General features: G+C 59.0%; 29 protein-coding genes. 20 read left to right on the forward strand and 9 right to left on the reverse strand.

Annotation, left to right across the window (positions count from 1 at the left end; genetic code table 11):
- The first annotated feature begins 99 nt into the window (after positions 1 to 99).
- Complete coding sequence (locus QMK50_RS23980; protein WP_320334147.1) at positions 100 to 504, forward strand: hypothetical protein; 405 nt, start codon at positions 100 to 102, stop codon at positions 502 to 504.
- A 17-nt stretch (positions 505 to 521) separates the two neighbouring features.
- On the opposite strand, the gene QMK50_RS23985 is transcribed toward QMK50_RS23980, so the two are convergent.
- On the reverse strand, positions 522 to 1,379 hold the full coding sequence (locus tag QMK50_RS23985; protein WP_320334148.1) for a LysR substrate-binding domain-containing protein: 858 nt from the start codon (positions 1,377 to 1,379) through the stop codon (positions 522 to 524).
- Between the two features lie 97 nt (positions 1,380 to 1,476).
- Here QMK50_RS23985 and QMK50_RS23990 point away from each other — a divergent pair, with 97 nt between their 5' ends.
- On the forward strand, positions 1,477 to 2,121 hold the full coding sequence (locus tag QMK50_RS23990) for an FMN-dependent NADH-azoreductase (RefSeq protein ID WP_159994784.1): 645 nt from the start codon (positions 1,477 to 1,479) through the stop codon (positions 2,119 to 2,121).
- 319 nt (positions 2,122 to 2,440) lie between these two features.
- Here the strand turns inward: QMK50_RS23990 and QMK50_RS23995 are convergent, their stop codons facing one another.
- Complete coding sequence (locus tag QMK50_RS23995) at positions 2,441 to 2,581, reverse strand: hypothetical protein (protein WP_159987304.1); 141 nt, start codon at positions 2,579 to 2,581, stop codon at positions 2,441 to 2,443.
- A gap of 208 nt (positions 2,582 to 2,789) precedes the next feature.
- On the opposite strand from QMK50_RS23995, the gene QMK50_RS24000 reads away from it, so the two are divergent.
- Complete coding sequence (locus QMK50_RS24000; protein WP_159994786.1) at positions 2,790 to 3,245, forward strand: DUF2214 family protein; 456 nt, start codon at positions 2,790 to 2,792, stop codon at positions 3,243 to 3,245.
- Positions 3,246 to 3,402: 157 nt separating this feature from the next.
- Here QMK50_RS24000 and csrA read toward each other — a convergent pair whose 3' ends face one another.
- Entirely contained in the window at positions 3,403 to 3,594 is a 192-nt protein-coding gene (gene csrA / locus QMK50_RS24005; RefSeq protein ID WP_008057174.1) for a carbon storage regulator CsrA, read from the reverse strand.
- A 247-nt stretch (positions 3,595 to 3,841) separates the two neighbouring features.
- On the opposite strand from csrA, the gene QMK50_RS24010 reads away from it, so the two are divergent.
- A complete protein-coding gene (locus QMK50_RS24010) occupies positions 3,842 to 4,207 on the forward strand; it encodes an SPOR domain-containing protein (protein ID WP_159994788.1) in 366 nt (121 codons plus the stop codon).
- 72 nt (positions 4,208 to 4,279) lie between these two features.
- Entirely contained in the window at positions 4,280 to 4,510 is a 231-nt protein-coding gene (locus tag QMK50_RS24015) for a hypothetical protein (protein WP_320334149.1), read from the forward strand.
- A 93-nt stretch (positions 4,511 to 4,603) separates the two neighbouring features.
- Here QMK50_RS24015 and QMK50_RS24020 read toward each other — a convergent pair whose 3' ends face one another.
- From QMK50_RS24020 to QMK50_RS24030, 3 genes are all read right to left on the reverse strand, one after another.
- Positions 4,604 to 5,293 carry an endonuclease gene (locus QMK50_RS24020; protein WP_095169259.1) on the reverse strand — a complete coding sequence of 230 codons (690 nt, stop codon included), beginning with the start codon at positions 5,291 to 5,293 and terminating at the stop codon, positions 4,604 to 4,606.
- Positions 5,294 to 5,297: 4 nt separating this feature from the next.
- A complete protein-coding gene (locus QMK50_RS24025; RefSeq protein WP_320334549.1) occupies positions 5,298 to 5,576 on the reverse strand; it encodes a DUF1654 domain-containing protein in 279 nt (92 codons plus the stop codon).
- Positions 5,577 to 5,766: 190 nt separating this feature from the next.
- Complete coding sequence (locus tag QMK50_RS24030; protein ID WP_095169257.1) at positions 5,767 to 6,855, reverse strand: asparaginase; 1,089 nt, start codon at positions 6,853 to 6,855, stop codon at positions 5,767 to 5,769.
- A gap of 345 nt (positions 6,856 to 7,200) precedes the next feature.
- Here QMK50_RS24030 and QMK50_RS24035 point away from each other — a divergent pair, with 345 nt between their 5' ends.
- The 8 genes from QMK50_RS24035 to QMK50_RS24070 all read left to right on the forward strand — a co-directional run bounded on the left by QMK50_RS24035 (position 7,201) and on the right by QMK50_RS24070 (position 14,779).
- The gene (locus QMK50_RS24035; RefSeq protein WP_095169256.1) at positions 7,201 to 7,647 is read left to right on the forward strand and encodes a hypothetical protein; all 447 of its coding nucleotides are present in this window, start codon (positions 7,201 to 7,203) and stop codon (positions 7,645 to 7,647) included.
- Between the two features lie 161 nt (positions 7,648 to 7,808).
- Positions 7,809 to 8,765 carry a sugar ABC transporter substrate-binding protein gene (locus tag QMK50_RS24040; RefSeq protein ID WP_095169255.1) on the forward strand — a complete coding sequence of 319 codons (957 nt, stop codon included), beginning with the start codon at positions 7,809 to 7,811 and terminating at the stop codon, positions 8,763 to 8,765.
- 57 nt (positions 8,766 to 8,822) lie between these two features.
- On the forward strand, positions 8,823 to 10,376 hold the full coding sequence (locus tag QMK50_RS24045) for a sugar ABC transporter ATP-binding protein (RefSeq protein WP_320334150.1): 1,554 nt from the start codon (positions 8,823 to 8,825) through the stop codon (positions 10,374 to 10,376).
- Positions 10,373 to 11,350, forward strand: coding sequence for an ABC transporter permease (locus QMK50_RS24050; RefSeq protein WP_095169253.1), 978 nt, complete (start codon positions 10,373 to 10,375; stop codon positions 11,348 to 11,350). The genes QMK50_RS24045 and QMK50_RS24050 overlap by 4 nt, the downstream gene beginning before the upstream one ends.
- Positions 11,351 to 11,352: 2 nt before the next feature.
- The gene (locus tag QMK50_RS24055) at positions 11,353 to 12,372 is read left to right on the forward strand and encodes a LacI family DNA-binding transcriptional regulator (RefSeq protein WP_320334151.1); all 1,020 of its coding nucleotides are present in this window, start codon (positions 11,353 to 11,355) and stop codon (positions 12,370 to 12,372) included.
- 23 nt (positions 12,373 to 12,395) lie between these two features.
- Positions 12,396 to 13,313, forward strand: coding sequence for a ribokinase (gene rbsK, locus QMK50_RS24060; RefSeq protein WP_320334152.1), 918 nt, complete (start codon positions 12,396 to 12,398; stop codon positions 13,311 to 13,313).
- A complete protein-coding gene (gene rbsD / locus QMK50_RS24065; RefSeq protein ID WP_095169250.1) occupies positions 13,310 to 13,714 on the forward strand; it encodes a D-ribose pyranase in 405 nt (134 codons plus the stop codon). The genes rbsK and rbsD overlap by 4 nt, the downstream gene beginning before the upstream one ends.
- 36 nt (positions 13,715 to 13,750) lie before the next feature.
- Positions 13,751 to 14,779, forward strand: a complete 1,029-nt coding sequence (locus QMK50_RS24070) for a nucleoside hydrolase (RefSeq protein ID WP_095169249.1) — start codon at positions 13,751 to 13,753, stop codon at positions 14,777 to 14,779.
- A 32-nt stretch (positions 14,780 to 14,811) separates the two neighbouring features.
- On the opposite strand, the gene QMK50_RS24075 is transcribed toward QMK50_RS24070, so the two are convergent.
- The gene (locus QMK50_RS24075) at positions 14,812 to 15,024 is read right to left on the reverse strand and encodes a hypothetical protein (RefSeq protein ID WP_095169248.1); all 213 of its coding nucleotides are present in this window, start codon (positions 15,022 to 15,024) and stop codon (positions 14,812 to 14,814) included.
- A gap of 132 nt (positions 15,025 to 15,156) precedes the next feature.
- Here QMK50_RS24075 and QMK50_RS24080 point away from each other — a divergent pair, with 132 nt between their 5' ends.
- Positions 15,157 to 15,462, forward strand: a complete 306-nt coding sequence (locus QMK50_RS24080; protein WP_166590579.1) for a hypothetical protein — start codon at positions 15,157 to 15,159, stop codon at positions 15,460 to 15,462.
- A 170-nt stretch (positions 15,463 to 15,632) separates the two neighbouring features.
- Positions 15,633 to 15,947, forward strand: coding sequence for an I78 family peptidase inhibitor (locus QMK50_RS24085; RefSeq protein ID WP_095169246.1), 315 nt, complete (start codon positions 15,633 to 15,635; stop codon positions 15,945 to 15,947).
- Positions 15,948 to 16,020: 73 nt separating this feature from the next.
- Here QMK50_RS24085 and QMK50_RS24090 read toward each other — a convergent pair whose 3' ends face one another.
- Together QMK50_RS24090 and QMK50_RS24095 are read right to left on the reverse strand one after the other, a co-directional pair.
- Positions 16,021 to 16,233, reverse strand: a complete 213-nt coding sequence (locus QMK50_RS24090; protein ID WP_003179963.1) for a cold-shock protein — start codon at positions 16,231 to 16,233, stop codon at positions 16,021 to 16,023.
- Positions 16,234 to 16,529: 296 nt separating this feature from the next.
- Positions 16,530 to 16,826 (reverse strand): hypothetical protein, encoded by a 297-nt coding sequence (locus QMK50_RS24095; RefSeq protein ID WP_159994798.1) that lies wholly within the window; start codon positions 16,824 to 16,826, stop codon positions 16,530 to 16,532.
- Positions 16,827 to 17,211: 385 nt separating this feature from the next.
- Here QMK50_RS24095 and thrS point away from each other — a divergent pair, with 385 nt between their 5' ends.
- The 5 genes from thrS to pheS all read left to right on the forward strand — a co-directional run bounded on the left by thrS (position 17,212) and on the right by pheS (position 21,451).
- The gene (gene thrS / locus QMK50_RS24100; RefSeq protein ID WP_095169244.1) at positions 17,212 to 19,134 is read left to right on the forward strand and encodes a threonine--tRNA ligase; all 1,923 of its coding nucleotides are present in this window, start codon (positions 17,212 to 17,214) and stop codon (positions 19,132 to 19,134) included.
- Entirely contained in the window at positions 19,134 to 19,685 is a 552-nt protein-coding gene (gene infC, locus QMK50_RS24105) for a translation initiation factor IF-3 (protein WP_172435341.1), read from the forward strand. The genes thrS and infC overlap by 1 nt, the downstream gene beginning before the upstream one ends.
- A gap of 60 nt (positions 19,686 to 19,745) precedes the next feature.
- The gene (rpmI, locus tag QMK50_RS24110) at positions 19,746 to 19,940 is read left to right on the forward strand and encodes a 50S ribosomal protein L35 (protein ID WP_002553160.1); all 195 of its coding nucleotides are present in this window, start codon (positions 19,746 to 19,748) and stop codon (positions 19,938 to 19,940) included.
- 28 nt (positions 19,941 to 19,968) lie between these two features.
- A complete protein-coding gene (gene rplT, locus QMK50_RS24115) occupies positions 19,969 to 20,325 on the forward strand; it encodes a 50S ribosomal protein L20 (RefSeq protein WP_003174975.1) in 357 nt (118 codons plus the stop codon).
- A gap of 109 nt (positions 20,326 to 20,434) precedes the next feature.
- Positions 20,435 to 21,451, forward strand: coding sequence for a phenylalanine--tRNA ligase subunit alpha (pheS, locus tag QMK50_RS24120; RefSeq protein ID WP_095169243.1), 1,017 nt, complete (start codon positions 20,435 to 20,437; stop codon positions 21,449 to 21,451).
- The last annotated feature ends 19 nt before the right edge of the window (positions 21,452 to 21,470 follow it).

A 21,470-nucleotide genomic window follows, 5' to 3' on the forward strand; every position in this document is an offset into this window, starting at 1 on the left:
TTGGTCTTGAGCGACCACTTCACATTGGACGCCCGTCTTGGTGGCTGCAATTCTGCGCTTCAGCCCGCAGAGGCTGCCCTCAAGGAAAAGGAGTCGGTCATGCTCGGTCACTACGCGCAATACAGTCAGCACTACATCACTACCTTGATGATCGTCACCACGCTGTTTTTTGCCCTGCCGATCTTTATCGCGCCCATTGCCTGGGCTCGGGCGATGCGTTGGACGATTCCCGAGCAGCGGCACCTGGCGATCTATTTTGGCCGCTGCCTGGGGGCGTTCATCCTGGTGGTGGAAGTGGCGATGTTGCGTTCTGCAACTACCGGCACCAGTTTCAGCTATGCGTTTGACATGCTGTTTGTGGTGTTCACGCTGATGTTTGTGGTGCATGTGTATGGTGCGATGAAGCGTATCCAGCCCATTACCGAAACCCTGGAGATTGGTTTCTGGATGATCCTGTTAGTGCTCAATACGCTGTTTTATCCGGCAACGTCGATCACCCTGTAGGGCTCAAGCCTGGGCTGTTACGGTTCCCTGCGCGTCGCGCAATATTCGACAATCAGTGCCGAAATCGCAGCCACTATCGGTTGATCCGCTTCAGGCGCGGCAAACAGCCGGAACTGCGCATCAGGCAAGTCCGGCAAGCCATGCTCGGCACCCAGCGCCACCAACCCCTGGCCCAATTGACTGGCCGCCATCGGTGCCAGCGCAAAACCTGCCAACACCGCAGCTCGCAATCCGGCAGTGCTGGTGCAGGACATTGCCGTACGTTGGGGGATGCCCGCCTGGGCCAGGCGTGTCAGCGCCACCTCGCGATAAGGGCACGGCTCTGGGAAGAGCGCCAGGGGCAGGGGGTTGGGTAGCGAGGTCACGGGCTGCGCCGGACCTGCCCACACCAGGGGTTCTTGCCACAGCAGTTGGCCCGGTTCGTCGGTTTCGCAGACCGAGCCGATCACCAGCTCCAGATGACCTTGTTTCATCTGGTTAAGCAAGGTGCCGGGGATGCCCACCTGGATGTCGATTTCCAGGCCCGGGTACTGCGCGGCGAAAGCTTGCAGCGTGCGCAACAGCCGCGCCTCGACAAAATCCTCGGACAACCCGATTCGCAGTCGCCCGTGAAAGGGCGTGCGAGTCAGCTCCGCCCAGGCGTCCCGGTTCAGCGCAAGGATCGTGCGGGCATAGCCGATCAGGCGTTCGCCGTCGGGCGTCAATTGCTGGGAGCGGGTGGTGCGTTTGAGCAGCGGTTTGCCGATCTGCTCTTCCAGGCGTCGCAAATGACCGCTGACCGCGGACTGGGTCAGGCTCAGTTTGTCGGCGGCGCGGCTGAAGCCGACTTCATCGACCACAGTGACAAAAGTCTTGAGTAGCAGGATGTCGAACATAGTTGTATTCGTGATCAATTGAGCAATTAATTACGATTTATATTTCAAGTGGCGCTATGTTGCAATGCCCTCCAGATTCCCATCCTTGAGGTCATCCATGGCTAGGCTTGTACATATTGAGTGTTCGCCCCGTAAACAGCGTTCGGCATCCCTGCAGGTTGCCCGCAGTTTCATCGCGCGTTATCAGGAGCATCACCCGGACACCGAAATCGTCACCCTCGACCTGTGGGCCATGGCACTCCCGGAGTTTGACCAGCATGCCATGGACGCCAAGTACGCCGGGCTCGCGGGCACAGCCTTGACGCCCGCGCAGCAAGTCGCCTGGAGCACCTTGAGGGCGTTGGCCGAGCCGCTGCATCGTGCAGACCTGCTGGTGCTGTCCGTGCCGTTGTGGAATTTCAGTATCCCTTACAAGCTCAAGCACTTCATCGACCTGGTGTCGCAGAAAGACCTGTTGTTCGGGTTCGACCCCGAGCGTGGCCTGTATGGCTTGCTGCATAACAAGAAGGCCGTGGTGGTCTACGCCCGCGGCCTGGATTTTTCGTCGCAGTCGAGCACGCCGGCACAGTACTTCGACTTCCAGGAGCCTTACGTGGCGGCTTGGCTGCAATTTATCGGGATCAGTGATTCCCACGCAGTGATTATCGAGAAAACCATCTTGGGCGAGGCGCAGGATTTACCGGCTCGCGAGGCTGCGACTGAGCAGGTCAGGCGTTTGGCGGACAGCCTTTGTCACAGTTAAGTGGCACTGACGTCAGGTGGGGTAGGCGTTCGGCGTTGAGTCGCTGGCATGCGGCCTCGGCCTCCAGGCGGCTGGGGTAGGTGTGTTGCAAGCGCAGCTTGTCCCGGTTGTCGTAGAGGTTAAATCCTGTGGGGGATGCCTTGCAGTAGGAGCGTTTGCCTGTGCGCAAGGAATGGGTCTGGGCAGGAATCGCCGGCACTACAACAAATCTTGGAACCATGCTCGCCTCCTCTGACCCGCGTGAACGTGAGTCTAAGCAATAGCGGCAACTTGCCACTAGATCAAGGTCGTGGGCTGAAATTCCGATGGGCAACCGTTTTTACCGAAGGTTTACCTGTTCGCTGCTGGAAGGCAGCGGCTCGTATTCGTGATGATGCAGATGGCGGTACCAGCCACAGGCGGCCATGCCGAGCGTGATGACAACCAGGGTGGAAAATGCGGTGGCAGCGTAGATGATCACAAGTGTTGCAAATCCTTGCAGGGGTGGTCCGGCAAGCGTAGTTCCATTACGCCATCTCAGAATGTAGGACAAGTCGTTTTGTTCGGAGGATTTTATTTTTGGTGTTGATTTTAATCGGGCTGCGATTAGCGCCTGGCAAGCGAAGTCCGACGCGATGAACTACTACTGACGCAGCTGTTTTTTCCGTCCTGAAAGGGGAGTCAAACCCATGGCTGTTCACTGGTTGCTTGCGGCGGTTCATCTGTTGGCCTATGGCCTCGCGTTGTGGGCGGTGCTGGCCCGTGCCACGGCTTTTCGACGAGTGACGGCCGATGGCGGCGGGGCCCGCAGCGTGTTGCTGGCCGACAACTTCTGGGGCGTTTCGGCGATCGTCCTGTTGCTGACGGGAGGGCTGCGGGCCTTTGGCGGCTATGAAAAGGGCACGGACTACTATCTGCATCAGCCGTTGTTCCATCTGAAAATGAGTTTGTTCATCATCATTTTGCTGCTGGAAATTGCGCCCATGCTGGCGTTGATCAAATGGCGGATCGCATTGGGCCGGCAGGCTCCGATCGATGTCGGGCGCACAGCGCTGTTTGCCCGTATCTGTCATGTCGAGGCGTTGTTGATTGTGCTGATGGTGGTAGCGGCCACGGGCATGGCGCGCGCAGTGACGTTCGGCTGACGGCTTGGGCGGGCGTCGGTTTCGACGGGAGAAAAGAGAATCGGCTGACAGCGTCGTCTGGGGAGATCCCGTTAGTATCGACGTTGTTGGTGAGGCGCAGAATCTTTAGCCAGCCATTACTCTAAAAAGCAGGCTGGCTACTGATTGCTGTTCAGGCTCAGGTTTGCGGTTTTTCCGGGGCAGTCAGGCCTGCCTGGATGCGCTGGTAGATTTCTTCTCGATGCACCGCAACGTCTTTCGGGGCATTGATGCCGATTCTGACCTGCTGGCCGCTAACGCCCAGAATGGTGATGGTAATGTCGTCACCGATGTTTATGCTTTCACCGACTTTGCGGGTGAGTATCAGCATGATCTTCTCCTTGATAGCTTTGTAGGGCACCTGACACACGTGCAGATGTCGGTAATACGTATAGATTAGTGCGAAGTGTCACGGTTTGGGTGCTTCTTTCTGACGCGTAGACGCTGCATTAATTCCCGGGGTGCGACTATACAGAGGCTGCAATCATCATTCTCGTTGTTTTATCCCCTGTTTGCTTGGGTTGAGAGGCTTTTTTGAGTGATAAGATCTGCGCCTTTGGTATTCAGGGGGAAAAGCTGTGCGCAAATTGATGTGGGTGATCGCGGTGTTGGCGCTGGCCGGGTGCGGTGAGCAGGCCGGGCAAGGGCCGAAGAAGCCCCAGGCGGCGGTTGTGGCCAGTCCGGCAGAGGTCGCTGTACCGCAGTGGGATGTGTTGGTGCAAGGTTCGACTCCGCAGGCTGTCAGCGATCTGACCGGGTGGTTGATCGAGCATAGCTTTGTTTCCTACGTCGTCACGCAAGACGGCAAACAACGTGTGCTGGTAGGGCCATTCAATTCCAAGGCTGAGGCTGAGTCACGCCAGGCCCAGGTGGCCGCCGCCCTGGTCAAGGCGAAGAAACAGAACATCGAGACCCTGGTCATCGAGCACAACAGCCTCAAGTAATGCCTGCCTAAAGGGTGAGCGACGTTATCCGTCTATAGGGGATAACGACTCATCACCCTCAGGGAGGTCCCCATGGCCCGCGCTGCCCCTTACACAGTGTTCGACGCCGTCCTGCAACGAAAGCAGGAGCTGAGCCCGCATCTGAAGCGCGTGACGCTGGCCGGCCCCATGGTGACCGGCATGGCCACCTGGGCATCGGACCAGCGTTTCACTGCCGAGCAGCCGGTGGTTTTGAAGGGATGCCGCCGATGGAGTTGGGGCAACTGCTGCTGTCATGAGTGTGCGCAAGTATTTGGTCGGTGAGCGCAAATGCTCAACCTCATGGGGTACTGGCGTTACAACAAGGCTGGAAGCTAGCTTGTCAGGGGCCCGGGGCGCTATGCCCCGGGCCTTGTCTTAACTGCAGAGCTTCATGTCTACCGGGCCGACAAACTCGTTGGCGCGACCCATGACGCAAGCCACCTTCTGGTTACGCTGGCGCTCCCAGACTTGCACCGGGTAGGTCTTGTTCCAGGCCTCGTACAATTGCCGATCCTGCTTGGACAGACGCAAGCCGTACTGCTTGCTCATGTAGAAGTAGGTGCGGGCGATCATGCCGCGGATGGATGGGCGCGGCATGACCTTCTTGGCCTTGAAGTCGACCTGGGTCAGGCACGAACCATATTGCCCGCTTTTTACCGGCAGCCAGCCGAAACTGAAATTGCTGCGGTCGCCGTTGACCTCGCCGATGCTGGGCACCAGGTTGTGCAAGTCGGCCTCGGCGCGCTGGTAGGTCGGATCATGGCGGGTACAGTTCTGCCGCCCACCTTCCTGCCAGCACTGGCGCAGATGGCCGATCTGCCAGGCCGGCACTATGTGTTCCCATTCAATACGTGCCGCGCGGTTGGCGTTTTTCCGTGGCACGTAGCCACAGGCCGCGAGGTCGACCCGATTGCCGGTGTACTTACAGCCGCAGTAGAACTCGGTGGACTGCGGCGCGTAGAGCGTCCAGGCGATCTTTTTCGCTTCGTTAAACGTACGTGGCGCCTGCGCGTGTGCGCTGGCCGCCACCAGGAGTAGCAGCAAAGCAAAACAACGAACCATCATCGACTCAATCTTCCTTCGGCACTACCCAGAAAATCTGCACGCCACCGTCGTCGCGGTGGGCGAGGGTGACGTTGTCGTTCTCGGCGATTTCCTCAAGCAGGCGTTCCCACTCATCAATCGGCTCATCGGGGAGACGGAAGATCAGTGCAGCCTTGGCTTTTTGTGCGTTCGGCGAATTGATGATTTTTTGAATGCGTAGACCCATGCGTTCGTAAGAACCAGGTGGGTTGCTGTTTGCTTGGGAGGTGGCCACGGGATAGTCCTTATTAAGCTGTACGTGCATACAGTATTTAACTGTAAGCATTTTCGCAACTGCTTAAAATTCAAGAAGATCTCTCAGACCACAGGTTTTGCGTTTTAGTGTGCGTCGGCAGGTTTTTTTTGCAGTGCTGGCGCCAGGGTTGGCGCTGACTCGCCCGGGCGGGCGAGTCAGGAGGGCAAGCGTGCAACCCGGGCGGGTCGCACGCACTCAATCAGTATTCCCAGAACATCCGTTGCAGCTCTTTGCTGTCGGATGTCTTGGTCAGGGCAACCATGGCCAGGATCCGGGCTTTTTGCGGGTTCAGGTCATGCGCCACGACCCAGTCGTATTTGTCGTCTGGCTGCTCTGCGTTACGCAGGACAAAACCGCCGGCATTGACGTGGGAAGAGCGGATGATCTGCACGCCATCCTTGCGCAGGGCTTGCAGGGACGGCACGACGCGCGAAGATACCGAGCCATTGCCGGTGCCGGCGTGGATGATCGCCTTGGCGCCGGATTGAGCCAGGGCCTTGTACGCGGTGTCGCTGACGTTGCCGTAGGAGTAGGCGATCTCTACGTCAGGCAGGCTCTTGATGGTCTTGATATCGAATTCCGAATCCATGGTGTGGCGCTTGGCCGGCAGGCGGAACCAGTAGGATTTGCCTTCGACGACCATGCCCAGCGGGCCCCATGGGCTCTTGAACGCTTCAGTCTTGATGTTGACCATTTTGCTGACATCACGACCCGACTGGATCTCGTCGTTCATGGTCACCAGCACGCCCTTGCCGCGTGCGTCCTTGCTGCCGGCTACCGCGACGGCGTTGTACAGGTTGAGCATGCCGTCTGCCGACATGGCAGTGCCTGGGCGCATCGAGCCGACCACGACGATTGGCTTGTCGGTTTTTTCCACCAGGTTGAGGAAGTAGGCGGTTTCTTCCAGGGTGTCGGTGCCGTGGGTGATGACGATGCCGTCGACGTCCTTGCTGTCAGCCAGCTCGGCCACGCGGCGGCCCAGTTGCAGCAGGTTTTCATTGGTGATGCTCTCGGAGGCGATTTGCATCACTTGCTCACCACGAACATTGGCCACCTGGCTCAGCTCGGGTACGCCGGCGATCAGTTGCTCGATCCCGACTTTGGCGGCCTGGTAGGTCGCGCTGTTGGCGGCACTGGCGCCAGCGCCGGCAATGGTGCCGCCGGTAGCGAGGATCACCACATTCGCCAGTTTTTGCTGGTTGGCGACTTCTTTTGCCTGCAGGGCTGTCGGCAGAAGCAGCAGGAGGGCCAAGGCGCCCGGAACAAGGGTGTTGAAGGCAGATTTCATTATTTTCTCTCTAATAGTGATGACGGTGCTGATGCAGGTTCATCTAGATTCCCCCAGGCCGATCTGTATGCCGGGGGTAGGGGGTTAGAGCAGGATTTGTACCAGCCGTGAAGAAGACTCAATAAACTTATAAATAATTGATTTATAACGATTAAATATAGATCCTCGAGGGCAATGTAACGAGGCATGTCCGGAATTCCGACGAAATCTGCGAACGGCGTTCGGTTGTCCGAAAAGTCCTACTGAGTTTGGGTAATCTTCCTACGTCACTGGCAATGAAGGACTCTCAAGAAAACGCTGCGCCGGCCGATGTTCCTTGAAGGATCATTTTTCCAAGGAGCTCAGATGACCATTGCAATCGGTTCAACCCCTGGCCTGACGGTTCGTGTCAGCGACAAACCCCTGGTGATTGTCCAGACGTCCGACAAGGCACTGGCAAACGCCTCGGGCGAAGTGCTGCCGGTCGAGGAGGAGGGCGCTGGTAAACCAGTGGTCAGCTCCAGGCAGCAGGCCGAGCCAAGTCCGTCCTCCGCAGAGTCCGGTGGCAATGTCCTGGTGCAAGCTCTGCAAAAGCGCATGAAGGAATTGCAGGCGTTGTTGCAAAAGCAACAGGAGCAGTTGGCTGCTGCCCAGGCTGCGTCCAACCTGGCGCCTGAAGCCAAGGCGACGATGGTCGCGGGCATTCAAGGGCAGATTGCCTCAACCAGCGCAGCCCTGATGCAAACCGCGGCGGCCCTGGCCAAGGAGCTGGGCAAAGGTTCGTCCGGCGGATTGGTCAACACCACCGCTTGAGTGTCCAGGCCTTGGCCAGTCGTTGACAAATAGCGGCAGGGTTCGCATAGTTCGGTCTACGCAAACGTTTGCGCAGCGGTGCCTGTGAAGAACAGCAATGGCTGTGGTGCTGCGGGCGATGCACGCGTTGCTCACAATAATCATAAGATCGGAGTGAACCCATGAAGCTGCCATTCGCTGGACGTCTTCTTGCTGTCGCTATGCTGGCTGCCGCCGCCACCGCTGTGCCCCTCTCTTCGGCTTTCGCCGACACCCCTGAAAAACCCAAGGTCGCCCTGGTCATGAAATCCCTGGCCAACGAGTTCTTCCTGACCATGGAAGATGGTGCCAAGGCCTACCAGAAACAACACCCTGGCGATTTTGACCTGGTCTCCAACGGGATCAAGGACGAAACCGACACCGCCAACCAGATTCGTATTGTCGAGCAGATGATCGTTTCCAAGGTCAATGCGCTGGTGATTGCGCCCGCCGACTCCAAGGCGATGGTGCCGGTGATCAAGAAGGCCGTCGACGCCGGTATCACCGTGATCAACATTGATAACCAGCTCGACCCGGATGTGCTCAAGAGCAAGAACATCAGCGTGCCTTTTGTCGGTCCGGACAACCGCAAGGGCGCACGCCTGGTTGGGGAATACCTGGCCAAGCAACTCAAGGCCGGTGACGAAGTCGGCATCATCGAAGGGGTTTCCACCACCACCAACGCCCAGGCACGTACCGCGGGCTTCAAGGATGCGATGGAGGCGGCGCAGATCAAGGTGGTGTCTCTGCAATCCGGTGACTGGGAGATCAACAAGGGCAATCAGGTTGCCTCCTCGATGCTCAGCGAATACCCACAGATCAAGGCCCTGCTGGCCGGTAACGACAGCATGGCGGTAGGCGCCGTTTCCGCAGTGCGAGCAGCCGGCAAGGCGGGCAAGGTGCAAGTGGTGGGTTATGACAACATCAATGCCATCAAACCGATGCTCAAGGACGGTCGTGTCCTGGCCACCGCCGACCAGTTCGCAGCGAAACAGGCGGTGTTTGGCATCGAAACCGCGCTGAAAATCCTCAAGGGCGAAAAGGTCGACAGTGGCCCACAAGGCGTGATCGAAACGCCGGTTGAACTGGTCACCCAATAACCCGTCTGGCATCACAATAGCGCTCGCCCGTGCGGGCGAGCGCATGGAGAGTTTGTTATGTCAGTGAGTGCCTCGAGCGCGGTCCTTGCGGTCAGCGGTATCGGCAAGACGTATGCGCAACCGGTGTTGGCCGGCATTGACCTGACGCTGATGCGCGGCGAAGTGCTGGCGCTGACCGGTGAGAACGGTGCCGGCAAAAGCACGCTGTCGAAGATTATCGGCGGCCTGGTCACCCCGACTACCGGGCATATGCAGTTCCAGGGCCAGGAGTATCGCCCGGGCAGTCGTGCCCAGGCCGAAGCCTTGGGGATCCGCATGGTTATGCAGGAACTTAACCTGCTACCAACCTTGTCGGTGGCGGAAAACCTGTTTCTCGACAACCTGCCCAGCAACGGCGGCTGGATCAGTCGCAAGCGCCTGCGCAGTGCGGCGATCGAGGCCATGGCGCAGGTCGGCCTCGATGCAATCGACCCGGACACGCTGGTGGGGGAGTTGGGCATTGGTCATCAGCAAATGGTCGAAATTGCCCGCAACCTGATTGGCGACTGCCATGTGCTGATTCTCGACGAGCCGACAGCCATGCTGACGGCCCGTGAAGTCGAGATGCTGTTTGAACAGATCAGTCGCCTGCAAGCCCGGGGCGTGGCGATCATTTATATCTCCCATCGGCTCGAAGAGCTGGCACGGGTGGCCCAGCGCATTGCGGTGTTGCGCGACGGTCAACTGGTCTGCGTCGAGCCGATGGCCAACTACAACAGCGAGCAACTGGTCAACCTGATGGTCGGCCGCGAGCTGGGCGAGCACATTGACCTGGGGCCTCGGCAGATGGGTGCCGCGGCGCTCACCGTCAACGGTTTGAGTCGGGCGGACAAGGTGCTGGATGTGTCTTTCACGGTGCGCGCCGGGGAAATCTTCGGCATTTCCGGCTTGATCGGGGCCGGGCGTACCGAGTTGCTGCGCCTGATTTTCGGCGCCGACGCGGCGGACAGCGGCACGGTGGCCCTGGGCTCTCCTGCGCAGGTGGTGAGCATCCGCTCGCCGGCCGATGCGGTGGGCCACGGGATCGCGCTGATCACCGAGGACCGCAAGGGTGAGGGCCTGCTGCTGACGCAGTCGATCAGTGCCAACATCGCCTTGGGCAACATGCCGGAGATTTCCAGGGGCGGGATCGTCAATCCGGGCGCAGAGACCGCGCTGGCACAACGGCAGATCGATGCCATGCGCATTCGCAGTTCCAGCCCGACCCAACTGGTGGGCGAGCTGTCCGGCGGTAACCAGCAGAAGGTGGTGATCGGCCGCTGGCTCGAGCGCGAGTGTACGGTGTTGATGTTCGATGAGCCGACTCGCGGTATCGACGTAGGGGCCAAGTTTGATATCTACGCCTTGCTCGGCGACCTGACGCGTCAAGGCAAGGCGCTGGTGGTGGTTTCCAGCGACCTGCGTGAACTGATGCTGATTTGTGACCGTATCGGCGTGTTGTCGGCGGGGCGGCTGGTCGAGACCTTCGAGCGCGACAGCTGGAGCCAGGATGATTTGCTTGCCGCCGCTTTTGCCGGCTACCAAAAACGTGATGCGTTGCTCAACGAAGCAGCGCCTAGGGATCTTCCATGAAAACTGCAGTGTCCGCTGGCAAACGTAGTGGCAACTTTTACGGTCTGGGTACCTATCTGGGCCTGGCAGGTGCCTTGCTGGCGATGATTGCGCTGTTCTCGGCATTGAGCAGTCATTTCCTGTCGTACGACACCTTCAGCACCCTGGCCAACCAGATTCCCGACTTGATGGTGTTGGCGGTCGGCATGACGTTCGTGCTGATCATCGGTGGGATCGACCTGTCGGTGGGCTCGGTGCTGGCCCTGGCGGCATCCACGGTCAGCGTGGCGATCCTCGGCTGGGGCTGGAGTGTCCTGCCGGCAGCGCTGCTGGGCATGGCCGCTGCGGCACTGGCCGGAACCATTACCGGCTCGATCACCGTAGCCTGGCGCATTCCCTCGTTCATCGTGTCGCTGGGGGTGCTGGAAATGGCCCGCGGCGTGGCCTACCAGATGACCGGCTCGCGTACCGCCTACATCGGCGATGCCTTCGCCTGGCTGTCCAATCCAATAGCCTTTGGTATCTCGCCGTCGTTCATCATCGCCCTGCTGATCATCTTCATCGCCCAGGCGGTGCTGACTCGTACCGTGTTTGGGCGCTACCTGATTGGCATCGGCACCAACGAAGAGGCGGTGCGCCTGGCGGGGATCAATCCCAAGCCGTACAAGATTCTGGTGTTCAGCCTGATGGGGTTGCTGGCTGGAGTCGCGGCGCTGTTCCAGATATCGCGCCTGGAGGCGGCTGACCCGAATGCCGGTTCCGGCCTGGAGCTGCAAGTCATCGCGGCCGTGGTGATCGGCGGGACCAGCCTGATGGGCGGGCGCGGTTCGGTGATCAGTACCTTCTTCGGCGTGCTGATCATTTCCGTACTGGCAGCAGGGCTCGCGCAGATTGGCGCCACTGAACCGACCAAGCGCATCATTACCGGTGCCGTGATCGTGATCGCGGTGGTGCTCGACACCTATCGCAGCCAACGCGCCCGGCGCCGGAGCTAACCATGGCAACGATCAAGGATGTGGCGGCGCTCGCGGGGATTTCCTACACCACGGTGTCGCATGTACTGAACAAGACCCGTCCGGTGAGCGAGGAGGTCAGGCTGAAAGTCGAGGCGGCGATCCAGCGCCTGGACTACGTGCCCAGCGCCGTGGCTCGCTCGCTCAAGGCCAAGACCACCGCGACCATCGGCCTGTTGGTGCCCAACAGCCTCAACCCGTACTTCGCGGAATTGGCCCGGGGCATCGAGGACTACTGCGAGCGTAATGGCTACTGCGTGATTCTGTGCAATTCCGACGATAACCCGGACAAGCAGCGCAGCTACCTGCGGGTGCTTCTGGAAAAGCGCATCGACGGCCTGATCGTCGCCTCCGCCGGTGGTGACAGCGGGCTGGCCCAGGGCCTGGCGGGCGTGCGTACGCCGATGGTAATTATCGACCGCGGGTTGGAAGGGCTGGATGCGGACCTGGTGCGCATCGATCACGAGTACGGAGCCTACCTGGCAACCCAGCACCTGCTGCAATTGGGCCATCGTGACATCGCCAGCATCGGCGGTCCGGCGCACACCAGCGTGGCCCAGATGCGCCTGGCCGGTTTCTGCCGGGCGCTGAAAGAGGCGGGGGTGCAGGTGCCGACCGAGCGCATGCTCGAAAGCGACTTCACCAGCACCGGCGGTTACAACGCGGCGGCCACGCTGCTGGCGAGCAACCCACCGACGGCGATTTTCGCCGGCAACGACATGATGGGCATCGGCGTGCTGCGCGCGGCTGCTGAACGCAACATCCGGGTGCCGAGCGAGCTGTCGGTGATCGGTTTCGACGACATTCAAATGAGCCGCTACGTCTATCCGGCGCTGACCACGGTCGGCCAGTCGATCCTGCAACTGGGAGAGATGGCGGCGCAAGTGCTGTTGCGCCGGATCGCGGCCCCCCAATTGGCGACCGATCAGCAGATCGTGACGCCCAGCATTGTCCTGCGAGAGTCGACTGCGCCGTTGTCTGGCGTCTTCGACTCTTTGCGCTGAAGCGACTTGATGAGTATCGATACATGCCAGCGAAAGTAGTGGTTGTAGGTAGTTTGAACATGGACCTGGTGACCCGTGCGCCGCGCTTGCCCCGTGGCGGCGAAACCTTGATCGGGCAGTCGTTCGCCACGGTCTCGGGCGGCAAGGGCGCCAACCAGGCGGTGGCCGCGGCACGCCTGGGGGCGCAGGTGGCGATGGTCGGTTGTGTTGGCAGCGATGCCTATGGCAGGGAGCTGAGCGAGGCTTTGCTGGCCGAGCAGATTGATTGCCAGGCGCTCAGCACTGTCGAGGGTAGCAGTGGCGTGGCGCTGATTGTGGTCGACGACCTCAGTCAGAACGCAATCGTGATAGTAGCCGGTGCCAATAGCGCGTTGACGCCGCCCGTGGTCGATCAGTTTGACGCGGTCCTGCAGGCGGCCGATGTGCTGATCTGTCAACTGGAAGTGCCGTATGACACGGTGGGGCACGTGCTGCGCCGTGGTCGCGAACTGGGCAAGACGGTGATCCTCAATCCGGCACCTGCCAGCGGTGCGCTGCCGGCGGAGTGGTACGCGAGCATCGACTACCTGATTCCCAACGAGAGCGAAGCCGCGGCGCTCAGCGGGCTGCCCGTGGATTCTCTGCAGACCGCCAAGGCCGCGGCTACCCAGTTGATCGCCATGGGGGCCGGCAAGGTCATCATCACCCTCGGCGCCGAGGGTTCGTTGTTTGCCAATGGCCAGGGTTTTCAGCACTTCCCGGCACCGCGGGTAAAGGCGCTCGACACCACGGCAGCCGGCGACACGTTTGTCGGTGGTTTTGCCGCGGCATTGGCCAGCGGCAAAGGCGAAGCCGAGGCCATTGGTTTTGGTCAAGTGGCGGCTGCGCTGTCGGTGACCCGTGCCGGCGCGCAACCTTCGATTCCTCGCCTGTCCGACGTTCAAGGATTTGTCGCGCCATGAAAAAGACCCCACTGCTCAACGTCGCCCTGTCACGGCTGATCGCCTCGCTGGGGCATGGCGACATGCTGGTGATCGGCGATGCCGGTCTGCCGGTGCCGCCCGGTGTCGAATTGATCGACCTGGCCCTGACCCAGGGCATTCCTGATTTTGTCAGCACCTTGAAGGTGGTGCTCAGCGAGATGCAGGTCGAAAGCCACGTGCTGGCCGAAGAAATCCTGCTCAAGCAGCCGCTGGCACTGCCGGTGCTCGAGGCGTTGACGGCCGAGGGAGCGATCGGCGAGCGGCGCTTGCTCAGTCACGAAGAATTCAAGCAACTCAGCCGCCGGGCACGGGCGATTGTGCGCACCGGCGAATGCCAGCCGTACAGCAACATCGTGCTGGTGGCCGGGGTGACGTTCTGAACCTGATCCGTTTCATTCACGCACAAGGAGTGCGCCATGCACCGCTATGCTCAACAGATTCATCATGTGCTCAGGAGCCTGCTGCTTTTGTCCCTGCTTACCGCTACAGCTGCTCACGCGGCACCCCGGATTGACCTGATCATCGACACCGACCCGGGTGCCGACGATGTGGTGGCGCTGCTGTTTGCCCTGGCATCGCCCGAGGAGCTGAACATTCGCGCCCTGACCACCGTTGCCGGTAACGTGCGCCTGGACAAGACCTCGCGCAACGCGCGGCTGGCCCGGGAGTGGGCAGGGCGCGAAGAGGTGCCGGTGTATGCCGGCGCGCCGAAGCCGCTGCTGCGCACGCCGATCTATGCCGAGGACATTCATGGCAAGGAAGGCTTGTCCGGGGTGGCGGTGCATGAGCCCAAGGCCGGGCTGACCGAAGGCCATGCGGTCAACTACCTGATCGACACCCTGCGTGCCGCCAAGCCTCACAGCATTACCATCGCCATGCTGGGGCCGCAGACCAACCTGGCACTGGCACTGATCCAGGCTCCGGACATCACGCAGGGCATCAAGGAAGTGGTGGTGATGGGGGGTGCCCACTTCAATGGCGGCAACATCACCCCGGTGGCCGAGTTCAACCTGTTCGCCGACCCGCAGGCGGCCGAGGTGGTGCAAAAGAGCGGCGTGAAGCTGACCTACCTGCCGCTGGACGTGACCCACAAGATCCTCACCAGCGAGGCGCGCCTGCAGCAGATTGCCGCGCTGAACAATAAGGCCAGCAAGCTGGTGGGCGATATTCTCAATGAATACGTCAAGGGCGACATGGAGCATTACGGCATGACGGGCGGCCCGGTGCATGACGCTACCGTGATCGCCTACCTGCTCAAGCCTGAGCTGTTCAGTGGGCGCGCCGTGAATGTCGTGGTCGACAGCCGCGAAGGCCCGACCTTCGGCCAGACCATCGTCGACTGGTATGACGGCCTCAAGGCGCCAAAAAATGCCTTCTGGGTGGAAAGCGGCGATGCCCAGGGCTTCTTCGATCTGTTGACCGAGCGTTTGGCGCGCCTGAAATAAGGCTTGTCCCCGTGGGTACCCGCCTGCGGGGGTTACTCGCGCTCCAAGGCGCTGCTGCCCTTGTGCTCGGAAGGGTACTTCTCGAAAATCTGGGCGATGAAGGTGTGGGCCGCGTCGGCCCCCAGTTCCTTGACCAGTAGATCGATACTGATGATTGCAAGCTCTTCCGGACTGCCAGGGCTGTAGGAGCTATGGCCCTGTGGCCATTTGGCTTTGATGTCGGCGTCGATACTTACGGTGGTCATGATGGCGCTCGTGAAGTCGGAAAAGTCTGAGAGAGGAGTTAACCATTTTGCCGCGCATTTGGCACTCCGACTTAGGCATCAAAGGAGGGCTATGCGACACTTGGTCTTTGATCACTGTCCAAGGACCCTGCTGTGCAGATTGATTTGAACACCCCGGACGGCTTGAGCCTGGAGGCGGTACGCCAGTTGCTCGCGGCTGCCAGCGACGATGAGCACACCCAATTGCGGGTGACCAAGGGCGGTATCGCCTACATTTCCTCGGGCGTTGTCGGCGGCAGCGAGATCGACGGCCTGCTGTTTCGCCTGGAGACCTGGGCCAAGGGCTCGGGTTACGTCGGACGAATCGCCGCCAGCGATGAAGTGTGGGTCATGCAGATCTTCAACGCGCTGAAGGAGAACTGGCCCAATCCGCCCTACGACTACATCGACGTCTATTGAGACCTGTTCATATTCAGTGACGATTGTGCGCTGAACAGCGCTCTATGGCTCGTGCAAACTTGCGCGCTCGACGCGTTTGAGGGCAAGGTGATGGCCGCAACCATGAACCAAACGTCTCAATGGTGGTCGGTTGTCGCACGAATTCAGCTTAATTATTGTAAGGAGGCTTCATGCCTTGGAAGCTCGCGTCATTGGGTACTGTGCTGGCCGCGGTCATGTTGGCAGGTTGCAGCAGCACCACCGAGTCGGCAAAAGACCCCGTAGTGGCAGGGGCGGGCAGCGGTCGCTGTGAGGCCAAAGCCGCCGAATTCACCATCGGCAAGAAAGCTTCGCCACAATTGCTCGAAGAGGCTCGCACCCGTTCCGGCTCACAGAGCGCGCGGATCCTGCGGCCAAACGACATGATCACCCTGGAATACCGTTCCGATCGCTTGAACCTGAACACCGATGCTGGCCTGGTAATTACCCGGGTCAACTGCGGCTGACAGCGCAGCGGCTGGAATAACGCCCATAAAAAACCCCGTCACATGGACGGGGTTTTTTTAGTGCGCCTGGAAATTACTCTGGGCGAACTTGTGCAGCTTGCATACCCTTTTGGCCTTTCTCAGCCACGAAGGAAACGGTTTGGCCTTCTTTCAGGCTTTTGAAACCGTCGCTTTCGATAGCTTTGAAGTGTACGAACAGGTCGTCACCGCCACCTTGAGGAGTGATGAAGCCGAAGCCTTTTTCATCGTTGAACCATTTAACGGTGCCGGTTTGGCGATTAGACATGGTGTATCTCCAAGAAACATATATTTTCAGTAGTACTGTGCTGCTCAGGCCAACTGGGCACACCGGGGTATCATAGTCGAAATGTTCGACTTGGAACCCCCCCAGCAGCACGGTTTGCTCTGCCGTTGCGCTTTCTTTCTCGCTGAAATTGCCTGAAAGCCCCGGTTTACAAGGGTTTCAGCCAAAAATAAAAGCGATAAAAAAAGCTGTAAAACCTGCATAAATTGTTGGTTCTGGCAGTTTTTTCGCCGTTTCAGGCCACTTTTCGGGGTAAAAACACCCCCTCGAAACGCTGTTTACTGGGCCTTGCAGGCGGCAATTGCGACTTGCGCCTTTTTCACCAGTTCAGGTGAAGGCGGGGTCTGCTTGCTCATCAGTTGAGTGATTTCCTGGGTGGTGAACTTCTTGTTCAACTCGTCGGCACCGCAGGCGCAGTGTTTCTTCGCGTTTGCCTCGCCGATGGTTTGGGCGGCAGCCGGGGTGCAATCCTTCATGAAGGCATCACGCGCGCCTGCAGGCCAGGCTGCTTGGGCGCTCAGCGGAAGCAGCATGGCCAATGGCGCGGCAAGGGCAAAAAGACGGTTAAGGCGCATGACGGGAACTCCTGTGGGTCAGTAAGGTGTCGCGATTCTCAGGGCATTTGAGGGGGTTCGTACATCTCAAGTTCACTTGTGGTGGCAAATCCGCGCAAATCCGCGGCAACGCAACAAGCGCGCGGCGATGACCGTTCATCTGTGCTAGCATCCCACGCTTGGGAATTTTCAGGCCCTGGACGATGTATTCGCCAGGCGCGGTTGATACCCGAAGAACCCTGATTTGATCTCCAGTCACTCTGGTTCGGTTCCCGGTTGGCCGCAAGGCTCCTGCCGCTGTAAGGCAGGCGTTCATCATTGGATGGCCTGGACTGAATCGCGTACTGGCTGCTCATCCCAACCCACGTGACCTTTGGTAGGGGTCACCACTAGGAGAGGAGGCGCCATGCCCACTATTACTCTTCCCGACGGCAGTCAACGTTCGTTCGATCATCCGGTATCCGTAGCTGAAGTCGCCGCATCCATTGGTGCTGGGCTGGCCAAGGCCACCCTGGCCGGCAAGGTCAACGGCAAGCTGGTCGACGCCTGTGATGTCATCGACAGCGACGCCACCCTGCAAATCATCACGCCCAAAGATGAAGAGGGGCTGGAGATCATTCGCCACTCTTGCGCGCACCTGATTGGCCACGCGGTCAAGCAGCTGTACCCGACGGCGAAAATGGTGATCGGTCCGGTCATCGACGAAGGCTTCTATTACGATATCGCCTACGAGCGTCCTTTCACTCCGGACGACCTGGCGGCCATCGAACAGCGTATGCACCAGCTGATCGAGAAAGATTACGACGTAATCAAGAAAGTCACCCCGCGTGCCGGTGTGATCGACGTGTTCACCCAGCGTGGCGAAGACTACAAGCTGCGCCTGGTCGAGGACATGCCGAACGAGCAGGCCATGGGCCTGTACTATCACGAAGAATATGTCGACATGTGCCGCGGTCCGCACGTGCCGAACACCCGCTTCCTGAAATCCTTCAAGTTGACCAAGCTGTCCGGCGCCTACTGGCGCGGTGATGCAAAGAACGAGCAGTTGCAGCGCGTCTACGGCACTGCCTGGGCTGACAAGAAGCAACTGGCAGCCTACATCCAGCGTATCGAAGAAGCCGAGAAACGCGACCACCGCAAGATCGGCAAACGCTTGAACCTGTTCCATCTCCAGGAAGAAGCGCCGGGCATGGTGTTCTGGCACCCGAACGGCTGGACCCTGTACCAGGTGCTCGAGCAGTACATGCGCCAGGTGCAGCGTGACAACGGCTACCTGGAGATCAAGACTCCGCAGGTCGTTGACCGTAGCCTGTGGGAGAAATCCGGGCACTGGGCCAACTACGCCGACAACATGTTCACCACCCAGTCGGAAAACCGCGACTACGCCATCAAGCCAATGAACTGCCCATGCCACGTGCAGGTGTTCAACCAGGGCCTGAAGAGCTACCGCGAGTTGCCGATGCGCCTGGCCGAGTTCGGTGCCTGCCACCGGAACGAGCCATCGGGTGCGCTGCACGGCATCATGCGGGTGCGCGGCTTCACTCAGGACGACGCCCATATCTTCTGCACCGAAGAGCAGATGCAGGCCGAGTCCGCTGCGTTCATCAAGCTGACCATGGACGTTTATCGCGATTTCGGCTTCACCGAAGTCGAAATGAAACTGTCCACTCGTCCGGAAAAACGCGTCGGTTCCGACGAACTGTGGGATCGCGCCGAGTCGGCACTGGCCGCAGCGCTAGACAGCGCGGGCCTTGCGTACGATCTGCAGCCGGGTGAGGGTGCGTTCTACGGTCCGAAAATCGAGTTCTCGCTAAAAGATTGCCTCGGTCGCGTCTGGCAATGTGGTACCTTGCAGCTCGATTTTAACCTGCCGATCCGTCTGGGAGCCGAATATGTCTCCGAAGACAACAGTCGCAAGCACCCGGTCATGTTGCACCGGGCGATCCTGGGTTCCTTCGAGCGATTTGTCGGGATTCTGATCGAGCATTACGAGGGTGCGTTCCCTGCGTGGCTGGCTCCGACCCAGGCAGTGATCATGAATATCACTGATAAACAGGCAGATTTTGCCGCTGAAGTTGAAAAAACTCTCAATCAAAGCGGTTTTCGTGCCAAGTCCGACTTGAGAAATGAAAAGATCGGCTTTAAAATCCGCGAGCATACTTTGCTCAAGGTTCCCTATCTCTTGGTTATCGGAGATCGGGAAGTCGAGATGCAGACTGTCGCTGTGCGTACTCGTGAAGGTGCTGACCTGGGCTCGATGCCCGTCGCCCAGTTCGCTGAGTTTCTCGCGCAAGCGGTTTCCCGGCGTGGTCGCCCAGATTCGGAGTAATTATTATTAAGCGTGAAATGAGACAAGATAAACGAGCTGCACCGAAAGCCCCGATCAACGAGAATATCTCGGCACGCGAGGTTCGGTTAATTGGGGCTGAGGGCGAGCAGCTTGGGATTGTGTCAATTGAAGACGCGCTTCTTAAGGCTGAAGAAGCCAAGCTCGATTTGGTGGAAATTTCCGCCGATGCAGTACCTCCTGTCTGCAAGCTGATGGACTACGGCAAGTCGATCTTCGAAAAGAAGAAGCAGATTGCTGCGGCCAAGAAAAACCAGAAGCAGATCCAGGTTAAAGAAATCAAGTTTCGTCCAGGGACGGAGGAAGGGGATTACCAGGTAAAACTGCGCAACCTGGTACGTTTCCTGAGTGATGGGGACAGGGCCAAGGTATCCTTGCGATTCCGCGGCCGTGAGATGGCCCACCAGGAGCTGGGGATGGAACTCCTCAAGCGAGTTGAAGGTGACTTGCTCGAGTACGGTTCGGTCGAACAGCATCCTAAGATGGAAGGACGCCAACTGATCATGGTCATCGCCCCGAAAAAGAAGAAGTAATCATCAGGGCACGGCAGGCCTTCTGATTATGTTTATCAACTGAATGCGGAGTATCCGAACATGCCAAAAATGAAAACGAAAAGTGGTGCTGCTAAGCGGTTTCTGAAAACTGCTAACGGTATCAAGCACAAGCACGCTTTCAAGAGCCACATCCTGACTAAAATGTCGACCAAGCGTAAGCGTCAACTGCGCGGTAGCAGCTTGCTGCATCCGTCTGACGTGGCAAAAGTCGAGCGCATGCTGCGCCTTCGTTAATTTTAGTCAAGAATAGAGGAAGTAACTCATGGCTCGTGTAAAGCGTGGCGTCATTGCCCGTAAGCGTCACAAAAAAATTCTGAAACTTGCTAAAGGCTACTACGGCGCGCGTTCACGCGTATTCCGTGTTGCCAAGCAAGCGGTAATCAAGGCTGGCCAATACGCCTACCGTGACCGTCGTCAGAAAAAACGTCAGTTCCGCGCTCTGTGGATCGCTCGTATCAATGCTGGTGCTCGTGTTAACGGTCTGTCCTACAGCCGTTTCATCGCTGGCCTGAAAAAAGCGTCCATCGAAATCGACCGTAAGGTTCTGGCTGAACTGGCCGTGAACGAAAAAGCGGTGTTTGCTGCGATTGTCGAGAAAGCTAAAGCCACCTTGGCTTAAGTACCCCCGACAGTCACCCTGGGTTACTCCTGTAGCCCAAGGTGGTAAACGTCATAAATAGGGGAAGAGCCTTCAAGCTCTTCCCCTATTTTGTATCTGGAGTCTGTACATGGAAAACCTGGATGCGCTCGTCTCTCAAGCACTAGAGGCTGTGCAAAGCGCTGAAGATATCAATGCCCTGGAGCAAATCCGGGTTCACTACCTTGGCAAGAAGGGCGAATTGACTCAGGTGATGAAGACCCTGGGGAATTTGCCAGCAGAAGAGCGTCCGCAAGTCGGCGCCCTGATCAACGTTGCCAAGGAGCGTGTCACAGAGGTTCTCAATGCGCGCAAGGTGCTGTTTGAAGCCGCCGACCTGGCTGCCAAACTGTCCGCCGAGTCCATTGACGTGACCCTGCCTGGCCGCGGCCAGACCTCAGGCGGTCTGCATCCGGTTACCCGGACTCTGGAACGTATCGAACAGTTCTTCACCCATATTGGCTACGGCATTGCCGAAGGCCCTGAGGTCGAAGACGACTATCACAACTTCGAGGCGCTCAACATCCCAGGCCACCACCCGGCCCGGTCGATGCACGACACCTTCTATTTCAACGCCAACATGCTGTTGCGCACCCATACCTCGCCGGTACAGGTCCGCACCATGGAGTCGAAACAGCCGCCGATCCGCATCGTCTGCCCAGGCCGTGTGTACCGTAGCGACTCGGATATCACCCACTCGCCGATGTTCCACCAGGTCGAAGGCCTGCTGGTCGATCGCGATATCAACTTCGCCGACCTCAAAGGCACTATCGAAGAGTTCCTGCGGGTGTTCTTCGAAAAAGAACTGGCCGTGCGTTTCCGTCCTTCGTACTTCCCGTTCACCGAGCCATCCGCTGAAGTCGACATGGAATGCGTGATGTGCAGCGGTAAAGGCTGCCGCGTCTGCAAGCAGACCGGCTGGCTGGAAGTGATGGGCTGCGGCATGGTGCACCCGAACGTGCTGCGCATGTCCGGCATTGATCCGGAAGAGTTCTCAGGCTTTGCCTTCGGCATGGGCGTGGAGCGTCTGGCCATGCTGCGTTACGGCGTGAACGACTTGCGTCTGTTCTTCGACAACGACTTGCGGTTCCTTGCGCAATTTCGCTAGTCGTAACGAATTTTTAGGA

The sequence above is a fragment of the Pseudomonas sp. P5_152 genome (genome assembly GCF_033989915.1).
In the GTDB taxonomy this organism is placed as follows: domain Bacteria; phylum Pseudomonadota; class Gammaproteobacteria; order Pseudomonadales; family Pseudomonadaceae; genus Aquipseudomonas.

Bases quoted from the DNA above. Each gene is read 5' to 3' on its own strand.
- QMK50_RS23980 (WP_320334147.1), top strand. From the start codon at position 100: ATGCTCGGTCACTACGCGCAATACAGTCAGCACTACATCACTACCTTG.
- QMK50_RS23985 (WP_320334148.1), bottom strand. From the start codon at position 1,379: ATGTTCGACATCCTGCTACTCAAGACTTTTGTCACTGTGGTCGATGAA.
- QMK50_RS23990 (WP_159994784.1), top strand. From the start codon at position 1,477: ATGGCTAGGCTTGTACATATTGAGTGTTCGCCCCGTAAACAGCGTTCG.
- QMK50_RS24000 (WP_159994786.1), top strand. From the start codon at position 2,790: ATGGCTGTTCACTGGTTGCTTGCGGCGGTTCATCTGTTGGCCTATGGC.
- csrA (WP_008057174.1), bottom strand. From the start codon at position 3,594: ATGCTGATACTCACCCGCAAAGTCGGTGAAAGCATAAACATCGGTGAC.
- QMK50_RS24015 (WP_320334149.1), top strand. From the start codon at position 4,280: ATGGCCCGCGCTGCCCCTTACACAGTGTTCGACGCCGTCCTGCAACGA.
- QMK50_RS24020 (WP_095169259.1), bottom strand. From the start codon at position 5,293: ATGATGGTTCGTTGTTTTGCTTTGCTGCTACTCCTGGTGGCGGCCAGC.
- QMK50_RS24025 (WP_320334549.1), bottom strand. From the start codon at position 5,576: ATGCACGTACAGCTTAATAAGGACTATCCCGTGGCCACCTCCCAAGCA.
- QMK50_RS24030 (WP_095169257.1), bottom strand. From the start codon at position 6,855: ATGAAATCTGCCTTCAACACCCTTGTTCCGGGCGCCTTGGCCCTCCTG.
- QMK50_RS24035 (WP_095169256.1), top strand. From the start codon at position 7,201: ATGACCATTGCAATCGGTTCAACCCCTGGCCTGACGGTTCGTGTCAGC.
- QMK50_RS24040 (WP_095169255.1), top strand. From the start codon at position 7,809: ATGAAGCTGCCATTCGCTGGACGTCTTCTTGCTGTCGCTATGCTGGCT.
- QMK50_RS24045 (WP_320334150.1), top strand. From the start codon at position 8,823: ATGTCAGTGAGTGCCTCGAGCGCGGTCCTTGCGGTCAGCGGTATCGGC.
- QMK50_RS24050 (WP_095169253.1), top strand. From the start codon at position 10,373: ATGAAAACTGCAGTGTCCGCTGGCAAACGTAGTGGCAACTTTTACGGT.
- QMK50_RS24055 (WP_320334151.1), top strand. From the start codon at position 11,353: ATGGCAACGATCAAGGATGTGGCGGCGCTCGCGGGGATTTCCTACACC.
- rbsK (WP_320334152.1), top strand. From the start codon at position 12,396: ATGCCAGCGAAAGTAGTGGTTGTAGGTAGTTTGAACATGGACCTGGTG.
- rbsD (WP_095169250.1), top strand. From the start codon at position 13,310: ATGAAAAAGACCCCACTGCTCAACGTCGCCCTGTCACGGCTGATCGCC.
- QMK50_RS24070 (WP_095169249.1), top strand. From the start codon at position 13,751: ATGCACCGCTATGCTCAACAGATTCATCATGTGCTCAGGAGCCTGCTG.
- QMK50_RS24075 (WP_095169248.1), bottom strand. From the start codon at position 15,024: ATGACCACCGTAAGTATCGACGCCGACATCAAAGCCAAATGGCCACAG.
- QMK50_RS24085 (WP_095169246.1), top strand. From the start codon at position 15,633: ATGCCTTGGAAGCTCGCGTCATTGGGTACTGTGCTGGCCGCGGTCATG.
- QMK50_RS24090 (WP_003179963.1), bottom strand. From the start codon at position 16,233: ATGTCTAATCGCCAAACCGGCACCGTTAAATGGTTCAACGATGAAAAA.
- QMK50_RS24095 (WP_159994798.1), bottom strand. From the start codon at position 16,826: ATGCGCCTTAACCGTCTTTTTGCCCTTGCCGCGCCATTGGCCATGCTG.
- thrS (WP_095169244.1), top strand. From the start codon at position 17,212: ATGCCCACTATTACTCTTCCCGACGGCAGTCAACGTTCGTTCGATCAT.
- rpmI (WP_002553160.1), top strand. From the start codon at position 19,746: ATGCCAAAAATGAAAACGAAAAGTGGTGCTGCTAAGCGGTTTCTGAAA.
- rplT (WP_003174975.1), top strand. From the start codon at position 19,969: ATGGCTCGTGTAAAGCGTGGCGTCATTGCCCGTAAGCGTCACAAAAAA.
- pheS (WP_095169243.1), top strand. From the start codon at position 20,435: ATGGAAAACCTGGATGCGCTCGTCTCTCAAGCACTAGAGGCTGTGCAA.